This window comes from Streptococcus sp. AS14 (genome assembly GCF_000286495.1).
Taxonomy (GTDB): Bacteria; Bacillota; Bacilli; order Lactobacillales; family Streptococcaceae; genus Streptococcus; species Streptococcus sanguinis_P.
This window is the reverse complement of sequence record NZ_ALKI01000003.1, coordinates 16,605-33,370: the sequence shown is the minus strand read 5'-3', so window position 1 is coordinate 33,370 and position 16,766 is coordinate 16,605. Positions and strand designations below refer to the sequence as shown.

Below are 16,766 nucleotides of genomic sequence, written 5' to 3'. Positions count from 1 at the left end.
AAGGAGTTCAAAATGAAGAAAGCTCTAAAAATACTATTAACAATTATAGGAGGAATATTAATAATGATAACATTAAACGGATGTAGGACACTAAATTCCTCGGTTCCTGAAAATCGAACAGAGGAAGAATATGTTCTGGAAAATAGCTTCAAGCCTTTCTTTGACTTTTTAGCAGCAGAAAAGAAAGATTTATCGACTGTTCAAGAATATAGCTCTTATTTATTGGAGCAGGAGAATCCCTCAAGTACTTTACAACACCATAAAATAGATTTAGAAAGAAAAGGTAATGTATTAGAGGGAAATTATAATATTGGCTATAATGATGGGGAGCCAAATTCAACTCTTTATAAGGTGATTTATGAGAATGAGCACTTAAATTATTTAGAAGAAGTCCCACAAGAGTATGATATGCGGCTTTTTAATCTTCAGATTCATGAGGGAGTCTTTCGAAAATTACCGATTATTTCAATTCAAAAAGATCATCCAGAGACAACTTTACAAACCATTACTTATAAAGCTAATGATGACCTTGATTTTGTAAAAGAGATAAAAGAGAATTATAATATTAAGAGTAAGAGTTATGTGAGTATTACTTTAACTAATAGAGGATATGGAGAATTTTCTGTGGATATCAGTATTGAAGCTGAGAATGGACAATATATTAGTGTTTTAAATCATATTGATTTTAAAGAAACAGGGGAGGAATAGAATATGAATGAGTTAGAGAAAACTGAACGACGTGTAGATGTAGCTGCACAGATATCTGATGCTGTTTATACATATGAGAACACCTATACTGCTGCTCAAAAAGTAAGTGAGACAATGATTTGGAAAACGATAAATAATGCTAGTGTTATAGATAATATGGCTGTAGGTAAAACGAAAGTACCAAAAAATACTGAAATCGTTGGGTCAATGTATGATAGAGACACAGGTGTTGCAGCAATTGCAGTTTATGACAAATTAACTGAAGAAACTTATATTGCTTATGCTGGAACAAATTTCAATGCGGACGGTCAAAAGGATATCATTACCGACTTAGCAATTGGTTTGAATGACACATTATATCTCAAGAAGATGAGCCAGCCTGCTGTTGATTTTTATGATAAGATAGAGGGTAAGGGATATTATATTACAACAACAACAGGTCACTCTTATGGTGAATTTCAAGGTGGTAGGGTAGCCTTGGAAAGACAAGTTCCCTATAATTATGGCTTTCAAGGTGCTCCACAGTCAGTTAATGGTAAGACAGCTCAGGAAATGGTTGCGAGTGGAGATGCTGATTGGTTTAAGCAAGTTGTTGGCAAGAGTAAAAATTTCGAAGAATTTAAATTCAATCTAGACTTATATTATAATGGTGCTCCAACTGGTAATGTTAGAACTAAACTTCCTGACGATACATTATTGAAGCAGTATTGGGATTATTTGTCTCGTTTAAAAAATCCTTCACAGCAAACAATTAAAGATGCTCAAGAAGAGAATAAGAGAATACAGGAATTAGTGAAACAATATACGGGAAGTTCTATAACATTCTCTTCCACTAGAGATATTCTAACTAATATATCATGGGCTCAGGGAGAGGGTGAGATAAATTTTGGAGGCCAAGCAATTGATATTAATTGGCTTGAAAGTATGGTGGATACATTTACACCTCAAATCCTAAAGTTTTTAGGCATCACAAGAGATACAATCTATCCGGGAGAGGTCATTGCGATTGATTTACCAATTTATCATAATATGAAGGCCTATAAAGAAAATTTGGAGGCTATGAAGCTTTCTCGACAAGTTGCTGTAGAACAAATTTTTGGAGTAGACTTAGATGATGATGGCGTTTTAGAATTTGCAGTAACACCGGGAAATACAACGATTCGAGATCTCCTTCCTAAGCGAGGTGGACAAGATAAAATCGCGCTGGATACAGAGTCAATGAGAGCATTGATAACTAATTTAAATGTTTGCTTGAATCAGGCAGGAGAGTTATTAGCTTTGACAAATCAAACAATAGCTTCTAATGATAGTGTAGTAAATAGTTTGTCTAATAGGAGAACTAATTTAAAAGAATCTATCATAAGTCATATGGAGTCTATTAGTTTGATTAGTGCTATCAAGAAAATTGATGAATCTTATTCAAAATATGGAGATATCCGGAGCAATATTACAACACTTTCTAATTACGAACCAAGTAGTTTTTCTAGGAAGTTTGATACGATTGGAATTAGTTCAGGTTATGCTTTTTATGATTCCGAAGGCAATGATTGGCATCATGGCCCAACTACTAGTAAGTTAAATAAAATGGTAACAGATGCAACTGATTTAATTTTAGATATATCAATTAATGCATCTTTTCCTCTTTTAAGTTCGGAAAATAATGTACCATCATCTCTTAATGGCGGAAACTTCGGCAATGTCGGTAATTTATGGCCACAAGCTGATTTAACAACCCCTGTAGCAAAAGGAGGGCAGGCGCTTATTAACTCATTTGAGGGTATGATTGAGAAAACCACCCAAGGTTTGGAAAGCCGTTCGAGTTATGCTGATGGAATACCACAAGCTATAGATGAAATATTAAATGTCCTATCACAAAATATTCAAACAATTATAGAATGTATAGAATATACAGTATCAGTTGCTAGTGTTATTCTTTCAGCAGTAGAAGGTACAGATAGTGGGCTTGCTACGAACATAGAATCTTTTGATTTTAGTGCAGTTCCACAAGTTGATACAAGCATATCACAAAATTATAATGACTATTTAGAGGAGAGCGGAATCTTTGATGATAGAGATGTTGTGAGTGCTTTTGATAATCAAATTGATGTAAAAGCGACAGAGCTTGCGACGGCAATGTCTGGAGCTTTTAGTAATTATTTAAATATTGCGAAAAAGACAATCGCTGCTTCTAACAAAATTATGACAGCCACGAAAGTGAACTTGCAGAATTTAAATAATGAATTTCCGCAAATGATTTATTATGCTCCGATGAACGGACCAAGAAGTAAGAAAAAGCCTTATGGTACTATTGGTCAACAAATTTCTGTATCTCCTGCGATTTCTGTAGCGATAAATGATATTAATTCAATAGATATTAAACTTACAGAAGCTGCAACGACTATTAATGTGGTTGTTTCAATGTTAGGAGGTTTTTATCAGCCGTTTCGAAATGGGATGGAGGATGCATTTTATGGAGCAGCTAATTTAAAATCTATTGTACGTTCCCAAAAAGCAATTGGAGCTGTACTAAGTTCCTTAATAACTCGTTTTACTAATTTTAAAAGTCAATTGGCAAGCCTGGGTTCAGGTGCTGCAGTTAATGCATTAAGTTATAAATTAGACGATATGGTTACTTTAATGTCTAACGTAACGAATGTAATTAATGATTGTTTTGGAGATAATGAGTCAAGTGTTAACCAACAAATTCACGCACGTTCAAAACAACGTGAGATATGGGAACAAGCGAAAAATCAAGAATGGTTACCTTAGAAGATGAATGAAATAATGCAATTTTTATGCATATAAAAAAGAGTTGAAAATCAAATTCAGGTGGCTTTCCCTTGCACCATGTTTGTATCCTCTGTTGTTCCTCAAAAGACAAAAATTTCCTCTCCCATTCCTCCCCCTTATGCTATAATAGTCTATAGAAAGTCGAGGGAATGATGAAGAAAATATTATTGGTGGTTGTAGTGCAGAGTTTGGCTATCTTTGTGATTACAGGTCTGCTTTGTTTATTTGTGCGGGGAGACTTTTTCTTCCGCGCTTTAGCGCCGATTTTTGGTCTGGCAGCGGGAGTTTTTCGCTTCGTGACGGCCATGGTGACAAAAGCGGTTGCGCCCAGTCTCTATGAGGATAGTAAGAAAAAGGAATAATCTATAGAGTAGACAGTGGGTCTGGGGTCTTCGCCTCAGGCCTTTTGTCATAAATGTCAGCATTAGTCATGAGGAGCTTTAATATTTTTCAGAAAAAGAACGGACAGAAGGGCTTTCTTAGGCGCTTTGTGGTAAAATAGTAACAGAATTAAAAATTTGGAGAGTAAAGATGAAACGTTCTATGTATGCTGGGCGTGTCCGCAAGGAGCATGTTGGTCAGGAAGTCACTTTGAAGGGCTGGGTAGCCCGCCGTCGGGATTTAGGTGGTCTGATTTTCATTGATTTGCGCGACCGCGAAGGCATTATGCAGCTGGTCATCAATCCTGAGACTGTGGCTGCTGAGGTCATGTCAACAGCAGAAAGCCTGCGCAGTGAGTACGTGCTGGAAGTGACAGGAAAGGTGGCTGCGCGTGAGCAGGCCAATGATAAGCTGGCGACAGGAAGTGTGGAGCTGCATGTGGAAAACCTGACTGTCTTAAATACAGCTAAGACGACGCCTTTTGAAATCAAAGACGGCATTGAGGTGAATGACGATACGCGTTTGCGTTACCGTTATCTGGACTTGCGCCGGCCAGAGATGCTGGAAAACTTCAAGCTCCGTGCCAAGGTGACTCACTCTATCCGCAATTATCTTGATGAGCTGGAGTTCCTTGATGTGGAAACGCCTTTCCTATCTAAGTCAACGCCAGAAGGAGCACGTGATTATTTGGTGCCTAGTCGGGTTCATCAGGGGCACTTTTACGCTCTGCCACAGAGTCCGCAGATTACCAAGCAGCTCTTGATGAACGCTGGTTTTGACCGTTATTACCAGATTGTTAAATGCTTCCGTGACGAGGACTTGCGTGGTGACCGTCAGCCAGAGTTTACTCAGGTTGACTTGGAGACTTCTTTCTTGTCTGATCAGGAGATTCAGGACATTACAGAAGGCTTGATTGCTCGTGTCATGAAAGAGACCAAAGGTATTGATGTTTCTCTGCCTTTCCCTCGTATGAAGTATGATGATGCCATGGCTCTTTATGGGGTTGATAAGCCTGATACTCGTTTTGAGATGTTGTTGCAGGACTTGACAGAACTTGTCAAGGGAGTTGACTTCAAGGTCTTTTCAGAAGCTCCAGCTGTCAAGGCTATCGTGGTGAAAAATGCTGCAGATAAATACTCTCGCAAAGATATCGATAAGCTGACAGAGCAAGCGAAACAGCATGGTGCTAAAGGTCTTGCTTGGGTGAAAGTGACTGATGGTGAGCTGACTGGTCCAGTTGCTAAGTTCTTGACAGGCTTGACAAGTCAGTTGACAGAAGCTTTACAGCTTGAAAATAATGATCTGGTTCTCTTTGTGGCTGATACTTTGGAAGTGGCAAACGCTGCTTTGGGAGCTCTTCGTGTACGCTTAGCTAAAGAGCTGAACTTGATTGACCCTGATACATTTAACTACCTTTGGGTGGTTGATTGGCCCATGTTTGAATGGTCAGAAGAAGAGGGCCGCTACATGAGTGCCCACCATCCTTTCACCCTGCCTCAGAAAGATTCTGAACAAGAGCTGGAAGGCGACCTGAGCAAGGTACGCGCTGTGGCTTATGATATCGTCCTCAATGGTTATGAGTTAGGCGGCGGAAGTCTTCGGATTAATCAGAAAGACATGCAGGAGCGGATGTTCAAGGCGCTTGGCTTCTCAGCTCAAGAAGCTGCCGAGCAGTTTGGCTTCCTTCTGGAGGCTATGGACTATGGTTTTCCACCGCATGGCGGCTTGGCACTTGGCTTGGACCGCTTTGTGATGCTCTTGGCTGGTGAAGAAAATATCCGCGAAGTCATCGCCTTTCCGAAAAATAACAAGGCTTCTGATCCAATGACACAGGCGCCTAGCCCAGTGTCGGTTGCTCAACTAGAGGAATTAAGTTTACAAGTGGAAGCACATGAAGAAGACTAATTTTTACAAACTCTTTCGCTATTATGTCCGCAGGTTTGCTTATAATTTTAAGATTTTGCGGTCTTTAAAGAGCATCTCGCGTGAGAAGTACGATGAGAAGATTTCTGCCTCGCTTGTCTATGCCTTTTTGTCGGCTGTCGCAGTCAATTTCTTCTTTCAGCCGGGGCATGTTTATTCCAGCGGGGCGACTGGTCTGGCGCAGGTCATTACTGCCCTCAGTACTCGTTTTTTAGGTTTTACCATTCCGGTTTCTGTGACTTTTTACGCCATCAATATTCCGCTGATGATCCTGGCCTGGTACCAGATTGGGCATAAGTTTACCATTTTTACCTTTATCACGGTTACCATGAGCTCGCTTTTTATCCAGTTTGTGCCGGAAGTGACCTTGACTGATAACCCTATTATCAACGCCCTTTTCGGTGGTGTGGTCATGGGAACGGGGATTGGCTTTGCCCTTAAGTCCAGCATTTCAAGCGGTGGGACTGATATTGTAAGTCTAACTGTTCGGAAAAAAACAGGCCGGAATGTCGGGAATATTTCCTTGATTGTCAATGGGATTATTATGCTGATTGCGGGTTTGACCTTTGGCTGGGAATATGCGCTGTACTCCATGATTACTATTTTTGTATCAAGTCGAGTGACGGATGCTGTCTTTACCAAGCAGAAGCGCATGCAAGCTATGATTATCACTAGTCATCCAGATAGGGTGATTGATAAGATTCACAACAAGCTGCATCGTGGGGCGACAGTGATTCATGGCGCTGAGGGAACTTATAATCATGAGAAAAAAGCTGTTCTGGTGACGGTTATCACCCGAGCTGAGTTTAATGAATTCAAGCAAATCATGAAGCATACAGACCCAGCTGCCTTCGTTTCCGTCGCAGACAATGTCCATATCTTGGGACTCTTTGTTGAGGAGTGAAGGTATTCATTGAGTTTGGGAATGCAAAGCGGTATAGTGCGGGAGTTTGTGCTTAAAACGAGGTTTTATGATAGGAGATTCATATGCGGTAGGACAATAGTCCCACCGCTTTCTATTCTCTATGGTGGAGGGTGGAAATCTCAAGTAAGAAAAGATATACAAATGCAGGAGATCTTTAGATAATGACGACTTATAAAAAAATCATGAATATCGCCTTGCCGGCTATGGCGGAGAATTTTTTGCAGATGCTCATGGGAATGGTCGACAGCTATCTGGTGGCCAGTCTTGGGCTGATTGCAATCTCTGGAGTCTCGGTAGCCGGCAACATCATTACGATTTATCAGGCAATCTTTATCGCGCTGGGGGCTGCGATTTCCAGTCTCATCTCCAAGACTCTGGCTCAAGGAGACAAGGAGCGTTTGGCCTATCATACAGCCGAGGCTATCAAGCTGACGTTGCTTCTGAGCCTTTTATTGGGGCTGATTTCCCTGATCTTTGGCAGGCAGATGCTGGACCTTCTGGGGACAGAAAAGGCAGTGGCTGAAGCAGGCGGTCTTTATCTGGCTCTGGTTGGTGGGACTATTGTTCTGCTAGGCTTGATGACTTCCTTTGGGGCTCTAGTGCGGGTCACGCGCAATCCTAGATTTCCCATGTATGTCAGTCTTCTGACTAATGTCCTCAACGCTCTCTTTTCCGGTCTGGGGATTTACGTCTTTCGGCTTGGTATTGTTGGTGTAGCGTTGGGGACGGTGCTAGCTCGTTTGGTCGGTGTGCTGATTCTTTGGTGGGAGCTGGATTTGTCCACAATTCGCTGGCGCTGGGGCTTAGATGGAGAGCTCTTGCGCCTGTCTCTGCCAGCTGCTGGAGAGCGGCTCATGATGCGGGCGGGTGATGTAGTTATTATCGCCATTGTGGTCGCCTTTGGGACGGACGCAGTAGCGGGGAATGCCATCGGCGAAGTCTTGACTCAGTTTAATTATATGCCAATCTTCGGGGTCGCAACAGCAACAGTCATGCTGGTAGGCCATGCAGTAGGTGAGGGAGATATGAAAGAGGTCGGTCTGATTCGTCAGCGGACCTTCTGGCTGTCTTTTGCTTGCATGCTGCCCGTGGCTCTAGGAATTTTTGCTTTTGGTCGGCCGCTGACCTTGCTCTATACGGACAATAGCGGAGCTATCACAGCCAGCCTTTCGGTCATGCTTTTCTCCCTGCTGGGAACTCCCATGGCAGTCGGAACCGTGATTTACACCGCCATCTGGCAGGGGCTGGGCAATGCCAGACTGCCCTTTTATGCCACGACTGTTGGCATATGGCTGATTCGCATTATTGTCGGTTACTTGCTGGGAGTGACTTTTGGCTTGGGTCTGCCAGGAGTCTGGACTGGGATGCTCTTGGACAATGGCTTCCGCTGGCTATTTTTAAAGGTTTTATTTGACAGAAAAATGAGGGAAATCACATGACAAAAGCGTTTATTTGGGATTTGGACGGCACCTTGCTGGACTCCTACGATGCTATTTTGGCAGGGATTGAGGAAACCTATGCTCACTATGGTCTGGACTTCGACAGAGCGAGCATCCACAGCTATATCCTAAAGCACTCTGTCCAGAAGCTCTTGGAGGAAGTGGCATCTGAGAAAGGTCTGGACGCTACTGAGATGAATGCCTTCCGTGGAGCAAGTCTAAAGGAGAAAAATGCTCAGGTCCATCTGATGGAAGGGGCTGTGGAGATACTGGTCTGGGCTGAAGAGCAGGGCATTGCCCAGTTTGTCTATACCCACAAAGGACTCAATGCCCATCAAATCTTGAAAGACTTGGGTATTCATGATTATTTTACAGAAATCATCACAACAGCCAACGGCTTTGAGCGCAAGCCCCACCCAGAAGGTGTCGACTATCTGCTTGAGAAATATGGCCTGGATAAGCAGGAAACCTACTATATCGGCGACCGGACGCTGGATGTGGATGTTGCTGTCAACAGTGGCGTTCAGAGCATTAACTTCTGTGACTACCGACCAGAAATCAATCAGAAAATAGAGAAGTTGGTGGATATCAAGCAATTATTTACAAAATAAAAAGCAGACCAGAACTGATCTACTGTCAGTCTAGCCTGCTTTTTCTTTTACATATGCTCAATGTGAAGTTCTAGCAAGAACTCAAGAGCCTCTGGAGAACAGTTTTCTTTTTCAATTGCGAAACCAGTGCTCTCCCCTATCAAGATATAAAAATCTTGCTTTGTCATAATGACCTTGACAATATCATCATAGGTATAGCGAAATTCACCACGTATGTTTCTTGCTATAAAAGCCTCTCTGTCAAATATCAGAGTGACTTCCATGTTCTGAAATAAAGGATTTTTTTGATAAGCTCTCTTAATCTGATAATTCATGCCAAAATAGTACATGGAGGCGCAAATAGGGGGAGCCAATATGATGGATATTATCTTTTCCTCTAATGGGCCGAGCATTACGTAGGTGAACAGCCCGATTATCAGTATGATTATGTATAATACAAATCCTTTTCGTCGTATGAGAATAGCCCATGAAAATCTTTTATAAACTTCTTCAGTCAGAAGAGTTGTAATACGGATTGGAAACATCTTTTACCTCCAGTTTTTATTATTATACCATATATGAGCGATAAGATTTAGCCGAGTCTTCCTAGGAGATGCCATCTTTTATAGGAGGTGAGTGATTTTTTCGTTTTTATCTAAAACCAGCACATCTGGCATGCTTAGGCCACACCAAAAGTTATAATCAATGCTGGAGTCGAATGCGCTTAGTAAAATGCAGATAAGGTTGCCGTGGGAGCTGAGGATAATTTCCTCATTTTGATGTTTGCTTTCCAGTTCTTGAAGAAGAGCTAAGGCTCGCTGTTGAGCTTGTTGATTAGACTCGCCACCAACAAGTGAAAATGTTGGCTGTGACCAAAGTTGCATGAGGGCTTCTTCAAAATCTTGGTCGGCAATCGCTTGACTGCTTAGCTTTCGCTCTATTAGACGTCTGTCGGTTTGAATAGCGAGTTTCAGACTCTGAGCCAAAGGCTCAACCGTTTGGATGGCTCTTTGATAGGGGCTGGAATAAATGGCGGTAATGGATTTGTATGCTAAAAATTCAAGCTGTGCCAAGGATTCTCGCCCTTTGTCTGATAATGGTCGGTTGATTTCATCAGGTGTATAGTTAGAATGCGCATGACGGATAAAATAGTAGGTATTGTTCATAGGATGATTATAGCAAAATTTGGATCTCAGGACACTTTTTACCCTTTTCCACGCCGCCTTTTCTGTCTTTGTCCGCCTTTCGTGTTATAATAAACCTATGGAAAAAAAGAACAAGTTATTATTAATCGACGGTTCGTCCGTTGCTTTTCGCGCTTTTTTTGCGCTTTATAATCAAATTGACCGTTTCAAGAGTCCATCAGGTCTGCATACCAATGCCATTTATGGCTTCCACCTCATGCTCAATCATCTCTTGGAGCGCGTGCAGCCGACCCATGTCCTAGTAGCTTTTGATGCTGGTAAGACGACCTTCCGGACTGAGATGTACGCAGACTATAAGGCAGGTCGGGCCAAGACGCCGGATGAATTTCGTGAGCAGCTGCCCTTTATCCGAGAAATGCTGCAGCACTTGGGCATTCACTACTACGACTTGGCTCAGTACGAGGCGGATGACATCATCGGAACCTTGGACAAGATGGCTGAAAAGACAGCAGTGCCTTACGATGTGACCATTGTCAGCGGCGATAAAGACTTGATTCAGCTGACGGATGATAATACCGTGGTGGAAATTTCCAAGAAAGGCGTGGCCGAGTTTGAGGAGTTTACCCCAGCCTATCTCATGGAAAAGATGGGCATCACGCCAGAGCAGTTCATTGACCTCAAGGCGCTGATGGGCGATCAGTCGGATAATATCCCCGGAGTGACCAAGATCGGTGAGAAGACTGGTCTCAAGCTCCTCTTGGAGTATGGCTCTTTGGAAAATCTCTATGAAAATATTGACCAGCTCAAGGCTTCCAAGATGAAGGAAAATCTCATCAATGACAAGGACAAGGCTTTCTTATCTAAAACTCTAGCTACTATCAATACTCAGGCTCCGATTGAAATCGGGCTAGATGATTTGGTTTATAAGGGTCCGCAGGTAGAGAATCTGAGCAGGTTCTATGACGAGATGGGTTTCAAGCAGCTCAAGGCTCAGCTAGGAACTGGTCAAGAGCCAGTAGAAGTCAAACCAATTGAATTTACCAAAGTGACTGAGGTCACAGAGGATATGCTAGCACCGGAGCAATTTTTCTATTTTGAAATCTTGGGTGACAACTATCACAAGGAAGAGATTGTTGGTCTTGCCTGGGGCGATAGCCGTCAGATTTATGTCGGCACCAGCGATTTACTGCAACAGCCTCTTTTTCAAGAGTTCTTGACCAAAACAGCTCTGAAAACTTATGACCTCAAGCGAACCAAGGTACTGCTCAGTCATTATGGTATCGAACTACCAGCAGCCTCCTTTGATGCACGTCTAGCCAAGTATCTGCTTTCGACGGTCGAGGACAATGAGCTGGCGACTATTGCTCGCCTCTACGGCCAAACAATTCTGCCGACTGATGATGAGGTTTATGGCAAGGGAGCCAAGCGTGCTTTGCCGGAGCAAGAGCAACTCTTTGGGCATCTGGCTCGTAAGGTCCAAGTACTGCTAGAAACAGAAGAACCGATGCAAGAGCAGCTCCGTTCCCACGACCAGCTGGATTTGTTGCTTGAAATGGAGCAGCCCCTGGCCTTTGTCCTAGCCAAGATGGAGATTGCGGGGATCAAGGTTGAGCGGGAAACCCTGCAGGGCATGCAGGCGGAAAATGAAAAGACGCTGGAAAGTCTAACGCAGGAGATTTATGACCTGGCTGGTCAGGAGTTCAATATCAACTCACCGAAACAGCTGGGAACCATTCTCTTTGAGGATATGGGGCTGCCACTGGAGTACACAAAAAAGACCAAGACAGGCTACTCGACAGCGGTTGATGTGCTGGAGCGTCTAGCTCCTATTGCACCGATTGTGTCTAAGATTTTGGAATACCGTCAAATCAGCAAGCTTCAGTCGACTTACATTATCGGATTGCAAGAGGCCATAGCATCTGACGGCAAGATTCACACTCGCTATGTTCAGGATTTGACTCAGACTGGCCGCCTGTCCTCGGTTGACCCGAACTTGCAGAATATCCCCGTTCGTTTGGAGCAAGGGCGCCTCATTCGCAAGGCTTTTGTACCAGAGTGGGGAGATAGCGCACTACTCAGCTCGGATTATTCCCAGATTGAGCTGCGGGTGCTGGCTCATATTTCGCAGGACGAACATCTGATTGCTGCCTTCCAACATGGAGAAGACATTCATACGGCTACAGCCATGCGGGTCTTTGGTATTGAAAAGGCAGAGGATGTGACACCTAATGATCGCCGCAATGCTAAGGCTGTCAACTTTGGAGTGGTCTATGGAATTTCCGACTTCGGACTGGCCAATAATTTGGGAATTTCCCGCAAGGCTGCTAAGGACTATATCCAGACCTATTTTGAGCGTTTCCCTGGTATCAAGAATTATATGGAAACCATCGTTCGTGAAGCGCGTGATAAGGGCTATGTAGAGACCATTTACCATCGTCGTCGCTCTTTGCCGGACATCAATTCCCGCAACTTTAACATCCGAAATTTTGCGGAGCGCACAGCCATTAACAGCCCCATCCAAGGATCGGCCGCAGACATTCTCAAAGTCGCCATGATTAATCTGGATCGAGCTCTGACAGAGAAGAATTTCAAGTCGCGCATGCTCTTGCAGGTACACGATGAAATCGTGCTGGAAGTGCCCAATGACGAGCTAACAGCCGTCCGCCAGCTAGTCAAAGAAACCATGGAAGCCGCGATTGAGCTAGCCGTTCCACTAGTGGCTGATGAAAATGCCGGCCAAACATGGTACGAGGCGAAATAAAACAAGATACAAAGAGCGTCAAAACCGACTGAAAATTAGCAATTCGGACGGAGGAGCGATGCTCCTAGAACGGATTATCTATTTTCCGAGGTTTTAGCTCAGACTCAGTTAAGACGCAAACACTGCAAAATTATCCAGCTTTATTATGAATGAGGAGGAAATCTATGACTTATCATTTTCAAAATCCCAGTGATGCAATCGTCAAGCATTATTTGAAAAACAGCAAAGTGATTGCTGTTGTCGGACTGTCTGACCGTGAAGAAACGACCAGTAACCGTGTATCCAAAGAGATGCAAGATCGGGGCTATCGCATTATCCCTGTCAATCCGCGGGCAGCGGGCAGTGAGATTTTTGGTGAGACTGTTTATGCCAGTCTCAAAGATATTCCTTTTCCGGTGGATATTGTCGATGTATACCGCCGCAGTGAGTTTTTGCCGGATGTCGCACTTGATTTTCTGCAGACGGATGCCAAGATTTTCTGGGCTCAGTTGGGCTTGGAGAGTGAGGAGGCTGAGCAGATTTTGCGTGCAGCCGGTCGGGATGATATTGTCATGGACCGCTGTATTAAACGCGAACATACCCGCTTGATTCTGGGCGAATAAGATGGCTAAGTTAGTCATCATTCGTGGAAATTCCGGATCTGGCAAGTCTAGCCTGGCCAGGAAACTGCAGACTCACTACGGCCGAGGAACTCTCCTGATATCGCAGGATACGGTTAGACGGGACATGCTCAAGGAAAAAGTCGAGCCGGGAAATTTGTCTATTGACCTGACGGAAACGCTGGCACGCTTCGGCTACGAACATGATTTACTAGTTCTGGTAGAAGGGTTTTATGAAACAGACATTTATGGACAGATGCTAGAACGGTTGAAAAAAATCTTCGCTCCGCAGGTCTTTGCTTACTACTATGACCTATCCTTTGAAGAAACAGTCCGTCGCCATCAGACCAGAGCTAAACAAGAAGAATTTACCCCAGCCGACATGAAGCGCTGGTGGAAAGACCGAGACTTCTTAGGCTGGGAAGAGGAATCCTTCTTCACAGATGAGGATTCGCTGGAGGCAGCCTTTGATATAATCCGCTCTGCCCTTGACAGAACAGACTATAATAGTAAATAAAAAAACAACTCACAAGCTTAGGACAAGGAGTTCCGTGCTTGCGGGTTGTTTTCGTTTAGAATAGCTTTTTCTTTTTTCAACTCTTCGTAGAAGAGAATGTAAGCAGTCGCTGTATAAGGGAGAACCATAATATTCAGTACACCGTAAGTCATTCTGGCCAGTAAATTCCAACCGATGAAGCTCAGATCCAGCATAAATAGCTTTCTCTTGTAGCCCTTCATGAGCTTCCGGCTTTGACGGATAGCATAGAAAGCTCCCCGGTAACTCCCGGTCTCAAGCTGGTCGTAGAGTATCAGTTCTGCTTGAGAATATGCGTAGTACTGAGGGATGGTGATGCCTAGACCAACCAATATCAAGAGGCTTCCCAGTAACATACCAGGAGTGTATTGAAGAATCTGCTTTCCTGCCTCACTTTGAGCAGTCAGCACATTGTGGGCAGGAAGTTTTTCCGAAATATTGAGAATCTTATAAGCATTGAAGACGGACAGAAGACTCCCGCAAAATATAGGAAGATTCCAAAGGAAAAGCAAGAGTTGCTTGAGCAAAACGGTTTTGAAAACAGGTGTGAAGTTCTTGCTCGTAAAAAGATGCCCAATATCTGAAAAGCGAACCTCATCCTTTTTCTTGCGGATGACGGTTATCATGGTGTAGCTAGCAGAAAGCAGCAGGAGAGACGTGATAAACTGAATGGTCGTCGGAAAAAGAGTTCGGCTAATCAGAAAATATATGAACTGGCTGAATGTCAGGTCGGAAACGGAGTTTCTTAGATTCCCAATAAGGGAAAGCAAGATGTTTAGGATACCGGCAAGAGTCGGAGCTGCAAACAAAAGAAAAATCCCATTCGTTTGGCTCCGGATGGCACGAGCCTGAGCTCTGATATTACTTAGATTCATAATTCCTCCATACTGATTTGTCTGTTACATTATATCATACCCCGTGACAGATAGAAGTTTTTTTGGTAAAATCATACGGTATCTTGTGAGCACTTGCTGCTCATTATATAGAAGAAAAAATGCTGGGACTGTTTTTCCCAGCAGGAGGAAACATGTCAACATCACCGATTCAGTATCGTTTGATCAAAAAAGAAAAGCACACAGGTGCTCGTTTGGGAGAGATTATTACGCCTCACGGGACTTTTCCGACGCCTATGTTTATGCCAGTTGGGACCCAAGCGACAGTCAAGACCCAGTCACCAGAGGAACTCAAGCAAATGGGTTCAGGTATTATCTTGTCCAATACTTACCACCTCTGGCTGCGGCCAGGCGATGAGCTGATTGCCCGTGCAGGCGGCCTGCACAAGTTCATGAACTGGGATCAGCCCATTCTGACGGATAGTGGAGGCTTTCAGGTCTATTCTCTAGCTGACAGCCGTAATATCACAGAAGAAGGGGTAACTTTTAAGAACCACCTCAATGGTTCTAAGATGTTCCTATCGCCAGAAAAGGCCATCTCCATCCAGAACAATCTAGGTAGTGACATTATGATGTCCTTTGATGAATGCCCGCAGTTCTACCAGCCCTATGATTATGTTAAGAAGTCTATTGAACGGACCAGCCGTTGGGCAGAGCGTGGACTCAAGGCCCACCGCCGTCCTCAGGACCAAGGTCTCTTTGGGATTGTTCAGGGGGCTGGCTTTGAAGATTTGCGTCGCCAGTCTGCTCAAGACTTGGTTAGCATGGATTTCCCAGGCTACTCTATTGGAGGACTGGCAGTTGGTGAGTCTCACGAAGAGATGAATGCAGTGCTAGACTTCACAACGCATATGCTGCCTGAAAACAAGCCCCGCTATCTCATGGGAGTTGGGGCGCCAGATAGCTTGATTGATGGGGTTATACGTGGCGTTGATATGTTTGACTGCGTCCTGCCGACTCGGATTGCCCGAAATGGTACCTGTATGACTAGCGAAGGACGTCTGGTTGTTAAAAACGCTCAGTTTGAGGAAGATTTCACGCCGCTTGACCATGATTGCGATTGCTACACATGTACCAACTACACGCGGGCCTATATCCGCCACTTGCTCAAAGCGGACGAGACCTTCGGCATCCGCCTGACCAGCTATCACAATCTCTACTTCTTGGTAAACCTTATGAAGAAGGTGCGCCAAGCCATCATGGATGACAATCTGCTGGAATTCCGTGAAGACTTTATTGAGCGCTACGGCTACAATAAATCCAGCCGAAATTTCTAAGAAACTCCATTTGAAAGGGGAAGCTATGTCTGATGAAGAGAAATTGCTGAAAAGATTGACAGCTTATCTGTCAGACGACCAACACCACACCCTGCGTATTTACGGTCATGGAGCTTCGGGCAAGTCAACTTTTGCTCGCAAACTCCAGCTAGCCTTGGGTGAGGAACGAGCTAATTTACTTGCAACAGATCCGTATGTAATTGCTGGAGACTATCGAGATTTGCTCAGTTCCAAAGATTTTCCTCATCAAAAAGTAACGGCTTGTATCCCAGCTGTTCATGAACTGAGTAGTCTGGAGCGAGATATTTGTGCCTTGCAGTCTGGTCTGGATATTCTGACCATTGGCACAGCTTGGTCGCCTAGCTTGCGATTATCAGCCCAAAAGCCTATTCTGATAGTAGAAGGTATGTCGGCTGCCTTTTTGCCTGAAAGTTTGTTTGATTTGTCGATTTGCTTTTACACGGACGACCAGACTGAGTTAGAGCGCCGCTTGGCAAGAGATGTGGCTGTGCGAGAGCGCAGGCTAGATTGGATAAAGCAGACGCATCTAGCTAGGCGAGAGCAATATATACACTTTTATCAGCCCTATTTAGCAGCTGCCGGCCTTGTCATCTGCCAGTCGGGCAATAGCTTTCGTATCGAAAAGGACAGTCCCTTGTTATAAAACAAAGTAGCCAAGGGTAAATTTTCGTTTCTAATCTCACTGATGTGCGTCAGTGGGATTTTGTATTTTCTGAATACAAACTCGAATAAATAGGTTAAAAATCTAAATTTTCTTCTCTATAATGATTTACAAGACT

15 protein-coding genes are annotated in these 16,766 nt (G+C 43.8%); 12 read left to right on the top strand and 3 right to left on the bottom strand.

All coding sequences use genetic code 11. The features are described from left to right. Positions 1 to 12: 12 nt before the first annotated feature. The 7 genes from HMPREF1150_RS11390 (at position 13) to HMPREF1150_RS09610 (ending at position 8,777) form a co-directional block, all read left to right on the top strand. Positions 13 to 708 carry a hypothetical protein gene (locus HMPREF1150_RS11390; protein WP_050547162.1) on the top strand — a complete coding sequence of 232 codons (696 nt, stop codon included), beginning with the start codon at positions 13 to 15 and terminating at the stop codon, positions 706 to 708. A 3-nt stretch (positions 709 to 711) separates the two neighbouring features. Continuing rightward, positions 712 to 3,477: an SA1320 family protein gene (locus HMPREF1150_RS12190; RefSeq protein ID WP_009659193.1), complete on the top strand. Its 2,766-nt coding sequence runs from the start codon at positions 712 to 714 to the stop codon at positions 3,475 to 3,477. A 170-nt stretch (positions 3,478 to 3,647) separates the two neighbouring features. Further along, complete coding sequence (locus tag HMPREF1150_RS09590) at positions 3,648 to 3,860, top strand: hypothetical protein (protein WP_009659177.1); 213 nt, start codon at positions 3,648 to 3,650, stop codon at positions 3,858 to 3,860. Positions 3,861 to 4,029: 169 nt separating this feature from the next. Next, a complete protein-coding gene (aspS, locus tag HMPREF1150_RS09595; protein ID WP_009659202.1) occupies positions 4,030 to 5,784 on the top strand; it encodes an aspartate--tRNA ligase in 1,755 nt (584 codons plus the stop codon). Further along, a complete protein-coding gene (locus tag HMPREF1150_RS09600; protein ID WP_009659199.1) occupies positions 5,771 to 6,706 on the top strand; it encodes a YitT family protein in 936 nt (311 codons plus the stop codon). Before aspS ends, HMPREF1150_RS09600 begins: the two co-directional genes overlap by 14 nt. A gap of 182 nt (positions 6,707 to 6,888) precedes the next feature. Then, positions 6,889 to 8,166 (top strand): MATE family efflux transporter, encoded by a 1,278-nt coding sequence (locus HMPREF1150_RS09605; RefSeq protein ID WP_009659197.1) that lies wholly within the window; start codon positions 6,889 to 6,891, stop codon positions 8,164 to 8,166. Beyond that, on the top strand, positions 8,163 to 8,777 hold the full coding sequence (locus HMPREF1150_RS09610) for an HAD-IA family hydrolase (protein ID WP_009659206.1): 615 nt from the start codon (positions 8,163 to 8,165) through the stop codon (positions 8,775 to 8,777). Before HMPREF1150_RS09605 ends, HMPREF1150_RS09610 begins: the two co-directional genes overlap by 4 nt. 47 nt (positions 8,778 to 8,824) lie before the next feature. On the opposite strand, the gene HMPREF1150_RS0111045 is transcribed toward HMPREF1150_RS09610, so the two are convergent. After that, the gene (locus tag HMPREF1150_RS0111045) at positions 8,825 to 9,301 is read right to left on the bottom strand and encodes a YcxB family protein (RefSeq protein WP_032905353.1); all 477 of its coding nucleotides are present in this window, start codon (positions 9,299 to 9,301) and stop codon (positions 8,825 to 8,827) included. 78 nt (positions 9,302 to 9,379) lie between these two features. Continuing rightward, on the bottom strand, positions 9,380 to 9,922 hold the full coding sequence (locus tag HMPREF1150_RS09615; protein ID WP_009659209.1) for a histidine phosphatase family protein: 543 nt from the start codon (positions 9,920 to 9,922) through the stop codon (positions 9,380 to 9,382). A 97-nt stretch (positions 9,923 to 10,019) separates the two neighbouring features. Between HMPREF1150_RS09615 and polA the strand changes: the two genes are divergently transcribed. From polA to HMPREF1150_RS09630, 3 genes are all read left to right on the top strand, one after another. After that, positions 10,020 to 12,662 carry a DNA polymerase I gene (gene polA / locus HMPREF1150_RS09620; protein WP_009659191.1) on the top strand — a complete coding sequence of 881 codons (2,643 nt, stop codon included), beginning with the start codon at positions 10,020 to 10,022 and terminating at the stop codon, positions 12,660 to 12,662. 164 nt (positions 12,663 to 12,826) lie between these two features. Further along, on the top strand, positions 12,827 to 13,264 hold the full coding sequence (locus HMPREF1150_RS09625) for a CoA-binding protein (RefSeq protein WP_009659198.1): 438 nt from the start codon (positions 12,827 to 12,829) through the stop codon (positions 13,262 to 13,264). Position 13,265: 1 nt separating this feature from the next. Then, the gene (locus tag HMPREF1150_RS09630) at positions 13,266 to 13,778 is read left to right on the top strand and encodes a kinase (protein ID WP_009659190.1); all 513 of its coding nucleotides are present in this window, start codon (positions 13,266 to 13,268) and stop codon (positions 13,776 to 13,778) included. Between the two features lie 17 nt (positions 13,779 to 13,795). Here HMPREF1150_RS09630 and HMPREF1150_RS09635 read toward each other — a convergent pair whose 3' ends face one another. Beyond that, positions 13,796 to 14,671, bottom strand: coding sequence for a DUF975 family protein (locus tag HMPREF1150_RS09635; RefSeq protein ID WP_009659192.1), 876 nt, complete (start codon positions 14,669 to 14,671; stop codon positions 13,796 to 13,798). Positions 14,672 to 14,823: 152 nt separating this feature from the next. Here HMPREF1150_RS09635 and tgt point away from each other — a divergent pair, with 152 nt between their 5' ends. Both tgt and HMPREF1150_RS09645 read left to right on the top strand, forming a co-directional pair. Continuing rightward, entirely contained in the window at positions 14,824 to 15,966 is a 1,143-nt protein-coding gene (gene tgt / locus HMPREF1150_RS09640; RefSeq protein ID WP_009659183.1) for a tRNA guanosine(34) transglycosylase Tgt, read from the top strand. Between the two features lie 25 nt (positions 15,967 to 15,991). Then, positions 15,992 to 16,630 (top strand): uridine kinase, encoded by a 639-nt coding sequence (locus HMPREF1150_RS09645; RefSeq protein WP_009659204.1) that lies wholly within the window; start codon positions 15,992 to 15,994, stop codon positions 16,628 to 16,630. Positions 16,631 to 16,766: the final 136 nt, after the last annotated feature.

Coding starts and splice junctions, on each gene's coding strand:
- HMPREF1150_RS11390 (WP_050547162.1), top strand. CDS start 13: ATGAAGAAAGCTCTAAAAATACTATTAACAATTATAGGAGGAATATTA.
- HMPREF1150_RS12190 (WP_009659193.1), top strand. CDS start 712: ATGAATGAGTTAGAGAAAACTGAACGACGTGTAGATGTAGCTGCACAG.
- HMPREF1150_RS09590 (WP_009659177.1), top strand. CDS start 3,648: ATGATGAAGAAAATATTATTGGTGGTTGTAGTGCAGAGTTTGGCTATC.
- aspS (WP_009659202.1), top strand. CDS start 4,030: ATGAAACGTTCTATGTATGCTGGGCGTGTCCGCAAGGAGCATGTTGGT.
- HMPREF1150_RS09600 (WP_009659199.1), top strand. CDS start 5,771: ATGAAGAAGACTAATTTTTACAAACTCTTTCGCTATTATGTCCGCAGG.
- HMPREF1150_RS09605 (WP_009659197.1), top strand. CDS start 6,889: ATGACGACTTATAAAAAAATCATGAATATCGCCTTGCCGGCTATGGCG.
- HMPREF1150_RS09610 (WP_009659206.1), top strand. CDS start 8,163: ATGACAAAAGCGTTTATTTGGGATTTGGACGGCACCTTGCTGGACTCC.
- HMPREF1150_RS0111045 (WP_032905353.1), bottom strand. CDS start 9,301: ATGTTTCCAATCCGTATTACAACTCTTCTGACTGAAGAAGTTTATAAA.
- HMPREF1150_RS09615 (WP_009659209.1), bottom strand. CDS start 9,922: ATGAACAATACCTACTATTTTATCCGTCATGCGCATTCTAACTATACA.
- polA (WP_009659191.1), top strand. CDS start 10,020: ATGGAAAAAAAGAACAAGTTATTATTAATCGACGGTTCGTCCGTTGCT.
- HMPREF1150_RS09625 (WP_009659198.1), top strand. CDS start 12,827: ATGACTTATCATTTTCAAAATCCCAGTGATGCAATCGTCAAGCATTAT.
- HMPREF1150_RS09630 (WP_009659190.1), top strand. CDS start 13,266: ATGGCTAAGTTAGTCATCATTCGTGGAAATTCCGGATCTGGCAAGTCT.
- HMPREF1150_RS09635 (WP_009659192.1), bottom strand. CDS start 14,671: ATGAATCTAAGTAATATCAGAGCTCAGGCTCGTGCCATCCGGAGCCAA.
- tgt (WP_009659183.1), top strand. CDS start 14,824: ATGTCAACATCACCGATTCAGTATCGTTTGATCAAAAAAGAAAAGCAC.
- HMPREF1150_RS09645 (WP_009659204.1), top strand. CDS start 15,992: ATGTCTGATGAAGAGAAATTGCTGAAAAGATTGACAGCTTATCTGTCA.